General features: G+C 47.6%; 17 protein-coding genes. 14 read left to right on the forward strand and 3 right to left on the reverse strand.

Translation table 11 applies throughout. From position 1 onward, the window contains the following. The first annotated feature begins 33 nt into the window (after positions 1–33). Positions 34–498 (forward strand): very short patch repair endonuclease, encoded by a 465-nt coding sequence (locus tag ACY652_RS06215; protein ID WP_462267170.1) that lies wholly within the window; start codon positions 34–36, stop codon positions 496–498. Positions 499–681: 183 nt separating this feature from the next. Here the strand turns inward: ACY652_RS06215 and ACY652_RS06220 are convergent, their stop codons facing one another. From ACY652_RS06220 to ACY652_RS06230, 3 genes are all read right to left on the reverse strand, one after another. Continuing rightward, entirely contained in the window at positions 682–1,212 is a 531-nt protein-coding gene (locus ACY652_RS06220; protein ID WP_462267171.1) for a Riean_0653 family protein, read from the reverse strand. A gap of 32 nt (positions 1,213–1,244) precedes the next feature. Next, a complete protein-coding gene (locus ACY652_RS06225) occupies positions 1,245–1,403 on the reverse strand; it encodes a hypothetical protein (protein ID WP_462267172.1) in 159 nt (52 codons plus the stop codon). Positions 1,404–1,600: 197 nt separating this feature from the next. Beyond that, positions 1,601–1,981 (reverse strand): hypothetical protein, encoded by a 381-nt coding sequence (locus ACY652_RS06230; RefSeq protein ID WP_462267173.1) that lies wholly within the window; start codon positions 1,979–1,981, stop codon positions 1,601–1,603. Positions 1,982–2,374: 393 nt separating this feature from the next. On the opposite strand from ACY652_RS06230, the gene ACY652_RS06235 reads away from it, so the two are divergent. The 13 genes from ACY652_RS06235 to ACY652_RS06295 all read left to right on the forward strand — a co-directional run bounded on the left by ACY652_RS06235 (position 2,375) and on the right by ACY652_RS06295 (position 13,686). Next, a complete protein-coding gene (locus tag ACY652_RS06235; protein WP_462267174.1) occupies positions 2,375–3,421 on the forward strand; it encodes a sensor histidine kinase in 1,047 nt (348 codons plus the stop codon). Continuing rightward, entirely contained in the window at positions 3,418–4,161 is a 744-nt protein-coding gene (locus ACY652_RS06240) for a LytR/AlgR family response regulator transcription factor (RefSeq protein ID WP_462267175.1), read from the forward strand. Before ACY652_RS06235 ends, ACY652_RS06240 begins: the two co-directional genes overlap by 4 nt. A gap of 311 nt (positions 4,162–4,472) precedes the next feature. Then, positions 4,473–5,810 (forward strand): DUF389 domain-containing protein, encoded by a 1,338-nt coding sequence (locus ACY652_RS06245; protein WP_462267176.1) that lies wholly within the window; start codon positions 4,473–4,475, stop codon positions 5,808–5,810. Positions 5,811–5,917: 107 nt separating this feature from the next. Beyond that, the gene (locus ACY652_RS06250) at positions 5,918–6,808 is read left to right on the forward strand and encodes a mechanosensitive ion channel family protein (protein ID WP_462267177.1); all 891 of its coding nucleotides are present in this window, start codon (positions 5,918–5,920) and stop codon (positions 6,806–6,808) included. Continuing rightward, positions 6,783–7,967 (forward strand): amidohydrolase family protein, encoded by a 1,185-nt coding sequence (locus tag ACY652_RS06255; RefSeq protein ID WP_462267178.1) that lies wholly within the window; start codon positions 6,783–6,785, stop codon positions 7,965–7,967. Before ACY652_RS06250 ends, ACY652_RS06255 begins: the two co-directional genes overlap by 26 nt. Before the next feature lie 204 nt (positions 7,968–8,171). Beyond that, positions 8,172–8,606 carry a DUF1801 domain-containing protein gene (locus ACY652_RS06260; RefSeq protein WP_462267179.1) on the forward strand — a complete coding sequence of 145 codons (435 nt, stop codon included), beginning with the start codon at positions 8,172–8,174 and terminating at the stop codon, positions 8,604–8,606. A gap of 173 nt (positions 8,607–8,779) precedes the next feature. Continuing rightward, the gene (locus tag ACY652_RS06265; protein ID WP_462267180.1) at positions 8,780–9,955 is read left to right on the forward strand and encodes a polysaccharide deacetylase family protein; all 1,176 of its coding nucleotides are present in this window, start codon (positions 8,780–8,782) and stop codon (positions 9,953–9,955) included. 185 nt (positions 9,956–10,140) lie between these two features. Further along, positions 10,141–10,440, forward strand: a complete 300-nt coding sequence (locus tag ACY652_RS06270; RefSeq protein ID WP_462267181.1) for a TIGR03643 family protein — start codon at positions 10,141–10,143, stop codon at positions 10,438–10,440. 51 nt (positions 10,441–10,491) lie between these two features. Continuing rightward, positions 10,492–10,809 carry a hypothetical protein gene (locus tag ACY652_RS06275; RefSeq protein ID WP_462267182.1) on the forward strand — a complete coding sequence of 106 codons (318 nt, stop codon included), beginning with the start codon at positions 10,492–10,494 and terminating at the stop codon, positions 10,807–10,809. Positions 10,810–10,854: 45 nt separating this feature from the next. Beyond that, positions 10,855–11,235, forward strand: coding sequence for a response regulator (locus tag ACY652_RS06280; protein WP_462267183.1), 381 nt, complete (start codon positions 10,855–10,857; stop codon positions 11,233–11,235). A 215-nt stretch (positions 11,236–11,450) separates the two neighbouring features. Beyond that, positions 11,451–11,579 (forward strand): hypothetical protein, encoded by a 129-nt coding sequence (locus ACY652_RS06285; RefSeq protein ID WP_462267184.1) that lies wholly within the window; start codon positions 11,451–11,453, stop codon positions 11,577–11,579. A 42-nt stretch (positions 11,580–11,621) separates the two neighbouring features. Further along, entirely contained in the window at positions 11,622–11,774 is a 153-nt protein-coding gene (locus ACY652_RS06290; RefSeq protein ID WP_462267185.1) for a hypothetical protein, read from the forward strand. 256 nt (positions 11,775–12,030) lie between these two features. Then, entirely contained in the window at positions 12,031–13,686 is a 1,656-nt protein-coding gene (locus ACY652_RS06295; protein WP_462267186.1) for a hypothetical protein, read from the forward strand. The last annotated feature ends 3 nt before the right edge of the window (positions 13,687–13,689 follow it).

Genomic DNA, 13,689 nt, shown 5'->3' on the forward strand with positions numbered 1-13,689 from the left:
ACAACAAAAATAATTTTCCACACTTAATACTATATGATTGCCTACAATGCAGAAGAACCTATAAAGGTTCCACGGTTTAAAGAAGAAAATGGCTTTTATACGACTAAGCAGCGAAGCTCTTTAATGTCAAAAATAAAAGGTAAAAACACAAAGCCAGAACTGGAACTTAGAAAAGCTTTATGGAGTCAAGGAATTCGCTATAGAATACATAACAAATCGCTTCCAGGCAACCCTGACATTGTCATAAACAAGCACAAAATTATAATATTCTTAGACGGGGAATTTTGGCATGGTTACGAATGGGATAAAAAAAAGGAAAAGATTAAAGCAAATAGGGATTTTTGGATAGCCAAAATAGAAAGAAACATGCAAAGGGATCGAATAAACAACCAAAAGTTATCTTCTATGAATTATACTGTTCTGAGGTTTTGGGAAAAACAAATCAAAAATGATTTGGATGACTGTCTAACAAACATCTTCCAATATATCAATAAATAATTTATGTAACCCCCCTTTCGCTGGCGCGAGTTTGCAACTCGTGTCCTCATCTGCCAGAATTAGCAATGGCAGCTCAATCATACAAAATAAAGCACGAGTTACAAACTCGCGCCAGCGATAGGGGGAATGTAAAAGTTTGATTGGTTATATCATATAAATTAAAAGATACATTTAGGAATAATCTTATATAGCGAACTTACCGTCCCTAACCTCATATTTATTGCCGGCCTCATCCACGGCATCAAACCAAAAGGTGCCGGTTAGTACTCTAGTGGTAGCATCATAATTGGAAATGACAAGCTCCCCGGTTAGCGGACTGATAATACTTGCGTATCTAATAATTCCTGGTGATGCGATTGTACTAAAGGCATACGTTGCCCATGCGTTTGTAACCCCGGATCTCCCTAAAGGCAGCTTTACACCTGCCTTAAGTTCTGTGAATTTAGATTGCAGCAAAATGCCAATAGTAGGACCATTATTAACATCATAAGCTTGCACATTAAATTCATACATTGTATTATTTCGATTATACCCTGCTTCGAAAACCACTACCCCGTTTAATACACCAGTTTTTTGAGGTATAAACTGTTTGCCATTTATCGTGCAGATAAATTTATTACCATAAGTAATTGCCCCCGGCGCAGAGTCATCAGATTTTTTACAGCGGCTGCTCATCAGCAGCAGGCCCACTATTAGTATTAAAAGATTTTTCATACTTTATAAATTAAGTTATTGGTTCATTTTTATTACGGCGCGAATTTGCCGTCCCTGATCTCGTATTTGTTGCCGGCATTGTCCACGGCATCAAACCAAAAGGTACCGGTCAGCGCCCCGGCATCGGCATCGTATTTGGTAATAGTTAGCTCCCCCTTTCGCTGGCGCGAGTTTGCAACTCGTGTCCTCATCTGCCAGAATTATCAATGGCAGCTCAATCATACCATAATAAAGCACGAGTTACAAACTCGCGCCAGCGATAGGCTGGCATATTTTTTAAAGACTACCTTGCCTCCCATGTCTTACATTACAAAAATCGCTTGAAAATACAAGAGGCTGCCTCACTTTTGAGACAGCCTCTTTGCAGGATACGCTTAAACAGAGATGCTTATTGTATAAAGAAGTAGGTCATCTTACCCTCTTCTTCGTAGATATGCACTTGCTTTTTAAACTCTTGCTGCCCTGCGGTAACGGTGAGGGTATAGTCGCCGGTTTCCAGTTCAGAAAAATCGAACGATTTATACGCACCGGCCTTACCGCCTAATTTTTCGGCACAAAGCTGGTGACCCTGCCTATCAGTAATCTGCACTACCGGGCGGATGGCAATCGCGTCGGTAAGGCTTACCACAATGTTCATGCGGTTGTTATAACCGGTAACGGCAACGGTTTTCTGCAGGTCGTTACCGTTAACTTTTTTGGGTGCAGGCGCAGCAAACAGGTTAGCGCTGAACAGGGTAACTAAAGCGGTGATGGCGATTAACTTTTTCATGGTGTTATTATTTAAATTTTGTTATTGATTTGTTTTGTTACCCAAAGTAACGGCGCAAATCTCACCCCGAAAAACGCGATAGACCGCTTCCTGCTGCTTATAGACTACCTGCTGCTTTTAGTCTGCAAGGGCATAATTTTTTAAGCTAAACCCACCCGGTTTAAGCACCCGTCGATTAATCCGGCCATTGCATCTGCCGGCAATGCCATTCCATCGATTGCGCTACCATAATTGCTCAAAAAAGGCTTGATTTGAGCGCTTTTTAACCGCATGTGTTTTTTTGAAAAGCGTTGATGAAGGCTTAAAAACCTGGTGCGCCTTGCGTGAGAGACAAGGCGCATTTTTTTATACATTCGTAAACAGCCAATACCATTTCTTTATGCCCTGCCACCTATGTTAACTATACTTAAAAGAATGCTCGTGTCGGCCCAGTTTTGGGTACAGGTGGGGCTGCTGGCCATTATTATACTGCCGCTTACCCTGCCGGTAAAGTGGCCGCCGCAGTTTTGGGTGAAAGAGGCGTTCAATTACCTCTTATGGGCAGCTACCTTTTACCTGAACGCCAATTTAATTGTACCCAAAACTATTTTTAAGGGCAGGGTACTGATTTTTATACTGATCGTATTGGCTGCCCAGGTAATATTTGTACAGCTAAGCCATTATGCCGACCGCCTGCTGCGGCTGGATGAACTGATGGCGCAGTTAAAGCACGGCAAAAAAGAGCCGGGGCCGGATATTAATGATTTCCTGCTGGTGATTATTACCCTTATTATTTTCGGTATCAGTACCGTAACCGTAATGGTGCAGCGCCTGCAGGCCGACCAGCTCAGGGCACAGCTGCTGGAACGCGAGCGCATGACCACGGAACTGTCTTTCCTGAAGGCGCAAATCAACCCGCATTTCTTTTTCAACGTGCTGAACACCATTTATGCCCTCATTGATACCGATAAAGGAACAGCCAAAGATTCGGTATACACGCTTTCGCACATGATGCGCTACGTGCTGTATGATACCCAGCACGAGCTTGCGCGCCTGGAAAAGGAAGTGGCCTTTTTAGAAGATTATGTAAAACTGATGCAGCTGCGGCTCACCAGCCAAACACAGGTTATATTTGAAAAAACCCGCCAGCTTACCGATGCCCGCATTGCCCCCATGCTGTTTTTACCCTATATTGAAAACGCGTTTAAGCATGGCACCAGCACCATACACCCCGGCTATATCTTTATAAAAATACAGCAGCAGGAAAATATGGTAACACTTGAAGTGCGCAATTCGCTTTTTACCGAAGTGGCGGGGCACATGGAAGCCAGCAACGGCATCGGCTTACTGAATACCCGGCGCAGGCTGGAACTGCTTTACCCCGGCCGGCACGAGCTGACCGTTGAGCGCGATACCCGTGTACAGGAATATATTTTAAAACTAAAAATTGTACTGCCATGATGATCAACTGTATAGCGGTAGACGATGAGCCCATCGCCCTGAACCTCATCAGCTCTTATATTGAGCAAACGCCCTTTTTAGAACTGGCGGCCAAATGCAGCAGCGCCATTACGGCGCTTAAGTTTATCCACGAGCAGCCGCAGGTACAATTGGTGTTCCTGGATATCCGCATGGCCGACCTGAGCGGCATGGAGCTGGCCCGGATCATCGACCAGTCGGCTAATAAGAAGCAGCTGCGCATCATCTTTACCACGGCGTATGACCAGTATGCTTTAGAAGGCTACAAGGTAGCCGCGCTGGATTACCTGGTAAAACCCTTCAGCTTTGTAGATTTTTCGAAGGCTGCCGCCAAGGCGCTGGAATATTTTTCCATGTTTGAGGATACCCGCCCAACGCCTGCACCTTTGCCTGTTAAAGAAAAGGAATACCTGTACCTTAAGGTGGAGTACCAGCTGGTTAAGGTAGATACCGATGACATTCTGTATATTGAAGGGTTGAAGGATTACGTAAAGGTATACCTGCAAAACGAGCCTAAACCCCTGCTTACGCTCACCAGCCTGAAAACCCTGGAAGAACGGCTGCATGGCCAGCATTTTATGCGCCTGCACCGCTCATACATTGTGGCTTTGGATAAGATAAAGGCCGTAACCAAAAGTTCAGTACAAATAGGGGCTAAGGTGATTCAGGTAAGTGAACAATACAGAGAGGTATTCGCTGATTATTTACAGAAATGGGGTTGAGAATGATGCTTCCGGGAGTAACCTATTACCCGCAATGATTTGTAACGGGCTTAATGCACCCCTGTTCTTCGAAGTTGGTAACTTCTAAGCCCTATGCCGGTAGTTTGCAACTACCGTTTTAAAAACTAAGCGGATTACTTCAAAGTCCATCACTCCCCAAGAACAACTTCCGCCCCTTTACTGTTCTTCATCCAAATTATAACACGCTAACCCCGGCCATAGTAATTTTGAAGCCTTGTTAACGCTTCAAAATATAAACTTAACTGCGCAGGGCTGATAAAATTACTGCCGATGCCCTTTAAATATATTTGATGAACCGCTACTTACAATCTGTTAAGAACTACCTTGCCAATCGTTTTAACCTGCAGGATGACAAGGCCGATGAGAACAGCATAAATGAGGGTATCCGCAAAAACATTGAGTTTAAGGGCGTAAACCTCTGGACACTCATCTTCGCTATTTTTATTGCTTCCATCGGCCTTAACGTTAACTCTACGGCAGTAATTATTGGCGCCATGCTCATTTCTCCAATCATGGGCCCTATTATGGGTATAGGCCTTGGCACTGGCATCAATGATCTGGGCATGGTTAAAAAAGGAGCTAAAAACCTGCTTACGGCAACCATCATCGGTATCATTACCTCTGCTGTTTATTTTCGGATTACCCCGCTGCACCAGGCGCAATCTGAATTGCTGGCCCGCACCTCGCCCTCAATATGGGACGTTTTCATTGCTTTTTTCGGCGGGCTGGCCGGTATGGTAGCAGCTTCGCGAAAGGAGAAAACCAATGTAATTCCGGGTGTAGCCATTGCCACCGCCCTGATGCCGCCGTTATGCACGGCCGGTTACGGCTGGGCAACCGGTAACTGGTATTATGTGCTGGGCGCCATGTACCTGTATTTTATCAACAGCGTTTTTATTGCCATTGCTACCTATCTTATGGCCCGGTACCTGAAAATTAAAAAGTTTCAGTTTGAAGATGCCGGTATCGAAAAACGGGTAACCCGCTATATCCTGGTTATTGTTATGGTTACCATTGCGCCAAGTATATACTTAGCCTACAAAATCGTAAACAAAAATATATTCGAGAATAATGCACAGACATTTGTTGAGCAGCAATTCAAATTTACAAATACACAGGTGGTTACTAAATCCTTTGCCTATGATAATGCGCAGAAATCCATCCGGATATTGCTCTTTGGCGACCGCATTTCTGAGGCAAAGATTGATTCGCTGAAAGGCCGCCTGCCGCATTATCATTTAGACCAGGTTAAACTGATTGTGGTTCAGGGGCTGGATGCACGCAAGCAGATTGACCTGGCGCAAATTAAGACCAGCATTTTGCAGCAGGTATACGCCAGCCAGGCACAAAAAAATACGCTAACCCAACCCGATACTTTAATTATTACCCCAAAGGTGGTTTCGCCCGATTCGGCAGTGCTTACTGAGCTTAAGGTGCTTTATCCCGGCATCCGGTATTTTGGGGTTAACAAAATGATTATCCGCCAGGCCGATACCCTCAAGAACGACACTCTGAAGATAGCTTTAGCCGGCTTTAAGCAGTTACCCGGTAAAGCCGGCGTGCAAAAGATGCAGGCGTGGTTGCGGGTGCGTTATCAATCGGCTGCGTTGCGGCTCGTAGTGAATTAAGGTGGTACCACAGGAATAATAGCTGTTTGCAAAACAGCTGCTCCCAAGTGTTGTTAACAATTAAGTTATTGGAAATTGATTACGTGCCGGTACATTAGTTATTATTTATGGATATCAATAAAGCTTATCAGCTTATTTCACAAAAACTAATTTTGTGGTTCCGGGAACTGGTTCGCTTGCTGCCTAATATTATTATATCTGCACTGGTACTGGTTATCGGCTTTTATGTTGCCGGCTGGGCCAAAAAGCTGGCTTCTAAACTGGTGGGCAAGGTTTCTTCCAACCAAACACTTAACCGGCTATTTTCGTCAACGGTATATCTTGTTTTTATAGGTATTACCGTTTTTACGGTATTAAGCATTTTACACCTTGATACGGCAGTAGCCTCACTGCTTACAGGTGCGGGTATATTAGGCTTGGGCCTCGCTTTTGCCTTTCAGGATATTGCCTCTAATTTTATTTCCGGCGTGTTTATTTCGCTCAGGCGCCCTATACATGTGGGAGATATAGTAAAGCTAAAAGATTATATGGGCAAGGTACAGGAGATTAACCTGCGCGATACCATTCTGCAAACGTTTCAGGGGCAAATGGTCATTATTCCCAACAGAGATGTTTATCAGAATCCTATCGAAAACTTTTCAATTTTAGGTAAGCGGCGGTTTGATTTGTCTATAGGCGTATCTTATGGCGAAGATTTGGATAAGGTTGAAAAAATTACCCTGCAAACCTTAAAGGGAATGCAGCATCTCTCCAAAGAAGATGAAATTACCCTGTTTTACCAAGAATTTGGCGGAAGTACCATCAACTTTACGCTTCGGCTTTGGGCAGACTCGCCGGAGCAGGTCGCTTACCTTAAAGTAGGCAGCGAAGCTATAAAACGCCTTAAAAAAGCTTATGATGATAATGATATTATGCTACCGTTTCCAACCACTACGCTGGATTTTGGCCCCAAAGGCGGCCTTCCGCTAAGCGATGTACCCATACGTATTCAGCATTAACTTCCCCAAGGACAACTTTCCTCCCTGTTCTTCGAAGCTTGTAACTTCAAAGTCCTATGCCGGTAGGCTGCAACTACCGTTTGAAAAGACGGGCCTGTTGCTGCAAAGTCCGCCACTCCCCAAGAACAACTTCTTCCCTTTACTGTTCTTCATACACATTAAACACCCCCTGCCCATGCGGATAGTAACTATAGAAGAGCACGTATCGTTTCCACAGATGAACGGCCTGCTGCCGGCGGATGCCCTTGGTAAAAAGAAGCCAGCCAGTGCGGCCGTGCAGCTGATGCCCAAACTGGAAGATGTTACGGGCGAGCGCTTAACCTCCATGAACGAAACGGGTATTGCCATGCAGGTGCTCTCGGTAGAAAGTACCGACGTAAACCTGCTGGACAGCAGCACCGCCCCCGGCTTTGCCGCCGCCTATAATAACCTGCTGGCCGAAAAGATAAAAGACCAGCCCGACCGCTTTGCGGCCTTTGCCCACCTGCCGATGACGGCCCCTGCCGCAGCCGCTGATGAGCTGGAACGCACCGTAAGCACCTATGGCTTTAAGGGCGCCATGATTCGCGGTGTAACCAACGGCGAGTTTCTGGATGCCCCGAAGTTTGCCCCCATATTTGAACGAGCCGAAAGGCTGGGCGTGCCCATCTACATTCACCCCGGGCTGCCGCCGCAGCCGGTAATGGATGCCTATTACAGCAACATTGGCGGCAAAACCGGCCCCTCGGAGGCTTTGGCCTGCTGGGGCTGGGGCTGGCACTCCGAAACGGCCATCCACGTGCTGCGCCTGCTGTCGGCAGGTACGTTTGATAAATATCCCAGGCTCAACATCATCATCGGCCACATGGGCGAAATGCTGCCCTTTATGTGGGTACGCTCGGAGCGGGGCTTTCAGCCCGGCGCAGGCGGCGAAAACCAGCGCACCCTGAGCGATACCTTCCGGGCGCAGCTGCACATCACCACCAGCGGCTTCTTTACGCAGCCGCCTTTGCAGCTGGCTTTAGATACTATTGGTGTGGATAATATTATGCTCTCGGTAGATTATCCCTTCAGCAGCAACCAGATGGGGATTGATTTCTTAAACGGCATCCAGCTCCCGCCCGATCAGGTGGAAAAAATCGCCCATGGCAATGCAGACCGGCTGCTGAACCTGGGGTAAGCAGTCCACGTGCGGTTCATGCAGGCAAGTTTATTATCCGGCGAAACTGTGATGCGTTTACGGGCATCCGAAGTAAACATAAAATTCCGGTTGCGGGGTTGGGCAGCATTTTTTGGGGAAATTGCTATCTCTTGCAATCAGGTCTGGCGGTTAAGGTAGCTTAGCCTATCTTTGGCAAGTTTTATCAGGCAGATATCATCAATTATGGCACAGCTTAAGACAACTGAAACTGCAATCAGCGTAGCGGATTTTATCAACTCTTATGTAGACAACGAGCAAAAAAAAGCGGATTGTTTTCGTTTGATTGAGTTGATGACTGCATGGTCAGGATTTGAACCCAAAATGTGGGGGCCCACAATAATCGGGTTTGGAAGTTATCACTACACCTACACAAGCGGACATGAAGGTGATGCTCCATTGATCGGATTTTCGCCTCGGAAAGCATCATTTTCGCTCTATATTTATTCTCCATCAGAAGCGCAAAAACACCTTTTAGACAGCCTGGGTAAATTCAAAATGGGAAAAGCCTGCATTTATGTAAAAAAACTCTCTGACATTAACATTTCAACAGCAGAAAAAATATGCAGCGCTACCATCGCATATTTAAACGAGCATCACGAATGTGCATGCAGGGCATGAGAGTGTTCTATATCAAAACAGTAACAAAATACCAGTACAGGGCCCTGTAGTTGGTTTTGCATTACCTTTCTTTTTGCATACCCCTTTTTAAACTGAACTATTGCCCCTGGTTTGCGCCGGTGCAGGTTTGCAACAGGGGCGTTATTTTTATAGATTTTTAATACCTTGCGGCGATGCTTAAATTTTTTACGGCCTGCTGCCTATCGGTGCTGTGCTGGCAGCTTTGCCCGGCGCAAACTACCCTTGTACTTCACCTCAGATTGGCATCCGCCCAAAAGACAGCCATAACCCCCGCACGTTTAAAGTATAACAAGCACATGGCTTTCAGCTTTACGCTGGACGATGGCTACCGCTCGGCTTTTACCTGCGCCTACCCCCTGCTCAACGGCGGGCAGGTAAGTCCGCCGCTGCCCGATGAATACCACAGCGATTCTGGCGGCGATGGCCGGTACTCGCCCGGCTTGTATTATACGGATGGCTGCGGCAGCCGCATTCCGTTCAAACTGGCCGTTGCCCTGAATGCCGGTATCGTGTATGACCATCCGGCTAACCGCGCCCGGTTATCGTGGCCGGAGGTAACCACGCTGTACCGCTCGGGCTGGGATATCCTCAATCATGGTTATCACCACCTAACAAAGCATGGCACAGATTTTAATAATGAAGTGCTGCAAAACATCCGGGAAGTTAAAACCCGCCTGGGCTTTACCCTCACGCAGTTTGTGGTGCCCGGCGGCGAGCACGACCCCGGCTATGAGCATGATTATGAAAAAGACGCCTTTGCTTCCGGCCACTTCGCCGTGGCTTCCTATACCGGAACCGGCCCTGCTATCCCGGTAGATCAACCGGTGGAATTAAAGGGGATGATTTATGCCCGCGATTTCTTTGGCAGCCATAAAGACAGCGTTAACCTGCCTGCGGTAGACCGGCAGCTGGCCCATATCGATTCGCTGATGCGGCAGCCCCAACCCACCTGGTACAACGCGTTCACCCACAATGCAGGCAATGGCAACCTGTGGGGCATCAGCCTTATCTACCCGGAGTTTAAATACCTGATGACCACGCTTGCCAGCCGTTACGGGCAGCAAGGGAATGATCAGCTCTGGATGGCGCCCTGGCAGCAGGTATATGAGTACATCTGGCTGCGCGACCGTATCCAAACTTCCGTAGTGCAGCACGGGCGGGCGGTAACCCTCCGGCTGGTGGTGCCCCGCATTCCGCCCGGGTTCAGGTACAGGGATATTTCCTTGCACGTGGCTACCGGCTCCAAATTCACCGTAAGCCGGTCGGCGCTGCACACCAGCCATAATGGCGCCGGCAAGCATGACCTGATCAATATTACGTTACCGTAAGTTAAAAATTTGCGCCTGCGTAAAGCAGGTATGCCTGATTGTGCTGCGCCGGCACAAGGCAAAGCGGCATGGCATTAATTTACCGGGGAGATTTACCCGAACGATGTTGGGCTGCTGAACAAACCTTTTTCGCTTATTCTTTGGGCAGGTACCAACACTATGCTAAGGTAAAGTGTTAAACAGGCATGAATGATACCAAAACTATAAAGCAGTTAGACACTAAGGATACAGACCGCATTATGGAAATGGCCTGGGAAGACCGCACCCCCTTTGATGCCATACAGGCGCAGTTTGGGCTCACCGAAAAGAACGTGATCGATTTGATGCGCCGCGAGATGAAGCTGTCGAGCTTTAAGATGTGGCGCGCCAGGGTGCAGGGCAGGCACACCAAGCACACCAAACTGCAGGAGGAAACCCTTACCCGCTTTAAAAGCAACCTGCAAAGGCACATTACGCTGAATAAGATCAGTAAGCGCAGGGGATGATAGCAAACGCCGGCAGCGCAGGGTAGCAGCAGGAAATCCTGCAGCAACTTAATGACCGCCAGGATCAACGGACTCCTCAATGTTTCGAGGCTGGAGTCGGGAAAGATACAGATTGACCGCAGCTGCTTTGATATGGCCGAACTGGTGAAGGAAGCCGAGGGCGATGCTATAGCCTCTATCTCCGGCCATCAGGTGGTATTCGCCCCTGTAGCAGAAACCCGGGTCAATGCCGACAGGGATAAGATAGGGCAGGTGATCAGTAACTTAATCAGTAATGCGGTTAAGTATTCGCCGCTTAACTCTACCATTAATGTAACCTGTGTTACTAAAGGCAGCACATTTTATTTTACCCTGCCTGTGGTAAATTAATTTGTGCATAAGGGCATCGTTTTTGTTGCGGAACGGCCAGCAAAGATGAAAAAGAAGAAAATACTGGTCTGTGATGACAACATGGATATATTGGACATAACCAGTATGATTTTGGAAGCGGAAGGCTTTGAGGTAGTTACGCAGGTGAACAGTACAGCGTTAGTTGCGCAGGCCCTGAATGAACGCCCCGACCTGATGCTGCTTGACCTATGGATGCCCTTTTTACCCGGCGACCAGCTGACCAGGGCTATCCGGCACATCCCCGCACTGGCTAACACACCCATCATCATTTTTTCGGCAGCTTTGCACGGCAAGCAAATGGCTGCAGCAGCAGGCGCAAACGGGTTTATTGAAAAACCCTTTGATATGCATAGGTTAACCCGGCTGATTACTCAAACGCTCGGTGCCGCACCTGCCCTACAATAATTACAGCGCTGGTTTAAAAGCAAGGCCGGTAAGGGTTCTGTATTCCATTTCAGCCTGCCACTGTCTGCATAAACAGGCATAGCCGCCTAACAATGCATGGCAAAGCAGGGCGAACCGACCCGGGCAGCGTATATTTTGAGCCGATTTGTCCTTTTAAGCATAAATAAATAATGATGGCATGTATTTAGTTAAGTTAACCACAAATACATCACCCCATGAAAACCTCAACTCAAACTACTGTTCTGTTAAAGGCCTTAGACTTACAACTGAAAGCGCAACTGGAAAAAGATCTGGCTGCCTTTCGTGCTGCACAGGCGCAAAAAACAGCAAAACAAGCAGCATAACTAGGCAAGCGGCTTGCCGCCCTTCTATATATTTGTCTACCTATGAAAATTACAAGGCATCCCAGTGAGGATGCCCTTTTGGTTTGGCATGGTTACTCAGGCCCACGCATTCCGGCTGCACATCATGCAACTGGTAAGTTATTTAAGGATGACGGTGTTACGTTTAATGTGGATAAGGGTCATATAATGTTTTAATTTATAGTAAGTGTTAAAAAAACGATGAACCGTAAGGATAATTTTACAGGAAAACGGTTTGTAGTTAAGGAATGGGAAGTGGTAAAATAATGTATAACCTGCCTTTGTTGCAAACTTGCGCCAGCGAAAAGGAAATATATAATTTATAGATTTTTTTTATTTTACGGTTTCCAGTAAAATAATGCAGCAATCACCCAGTAACTTTAAGCATTGTTTACCGTAATATGATTTTGTTTATTAAATCTGCCTTTTCTTTATGAAAATACCCAAACCTGTATTACCGGGTAAAAGCTATTTTGCCCTACTCTGCCTGACCGCACTGATGGGCCTGATTTACAGCTGCCGGAAGGATAAGGCGGCTTCAGGCGAACCGCCTGCTGCAAAAGATAACAGCCTGGTGGCCGATGTTCGCTCCTGGTACCAGAAGAATGCGCCTGCCCTTACGGCATCAACGGGCAGTTCTGGGCTGCAAACGCTCAGCACCGGCGAGGGTGGCAGCAGCAAAAGCTGGAGCGACGGACTGAACCCCCTGTGGGACAGCACTCATACCTTTCAGCGCGACAGCTACGAGGTGGTGGAAGCCCCGCTGAACAACGCCACCCTGTACTTTGTGGAGAACCAAACCAGTGTTAATCCCACCACCATGGGTAAAAATTATACAAAAACGGCCTACGTATTTACCCGGAACAAAGCAGGCAGTTTCAGCGCCTACCTGATGGTTATTATAGGCGATCCGGCCTATGTGAATAACCCGGCCAATCATTTTCAAATTAATAATTACCAAACCCGCGAGGCCAACTTTAGCGGCAAGGTATTGTATTATAACCTGGGCGGCCGGCTGCTGAGCGGCTACCGCTACAAGGATGGGCAGATTAACGGTACCGTTACCCAGGTGGCCGGCCCTGCCGGCACAGCTGCATCACCGGCACTAAGAACAGAAGCGCTGAAGACGCTGCTGCGCGATGCTGGTGGCTGCGAAACGAGGGCCATCACCATCATGCACTACTCCTGTGTGAGTGCCGGCGACAGTGCCCCCTATTGCACCCCTTACTATACCACCACCTACTACCAGATATGTGATGATGGCAGCGGGGGCGGCTCTGGTGGCGGCGGTACAGGTGGCGGTTCCGGCGGGGGTGGCGGCGGAGGGGGAGGAACCTTTCCGCCTGCACCTAACCCGCCTACCGATCCGGATAACAATGACCCGGCCGACCCCTGCAAGCAGGCCAAGTATGTAAGCGCCAAGGCCCAGAATGCAACGGTTAAAGATCAGAATGACCATATAAACGCTTACACCTCGGCTAATAATGCAGAATACGGCACCAACCAGAAATTAAGCAGCCCGGATGGCAGCGGCACGCCCATTAACACCCAGGTAACTCCCGGGCAGACCTCCACATGGCAGCCTACGCCCACCTGGAATAGTACGGACGGCTATACAGTTGGCTTCTCGCACGGGCACCCCGGAGGTGCAGGGCCCTCGCCGGCGGATGTTTGGGCGATATTTCTCCCTATCTTTATGAACAATGATTTGAAGCTTGCCCCGCAGGCGCAGCGCGATTTTTATCAGCTGAACGCCTCGGTAACAACCCTTATGCCCAACGGCTCGTATATTGTAACCATAAAGGACTGGAGCAAGATAACCGATATTTACAATGCTTTGTATAGTAATCAGCAGCAGGAAAATGCGTTTAAAGCGCAATATCAAACATACGCTGATAATTTTGCAAGAGATACACAATCAGATGATATTGGCATGGCAGGTGCCTATGCGCTGATGAAAATGTTTCCCGATGCCATCAACGTGTATGCGGCAGATACCAACTCTACCGTCTACCATGCCTTGGCGCTTGATAATAGTAGCAGTACCCCGGCCGTTAAAAACCCATGCCCTACAAACCCTAACGAATAACCA

This window comes from Mucilaginibacter sp. (genome assembly GCF_965200995.1).
Classification (GTDB): Bacteria; Bacteroidota; Bacteroidia; order Sphingobacteriales; family Sphingobacteriaceae; genus Mucilaginibacter.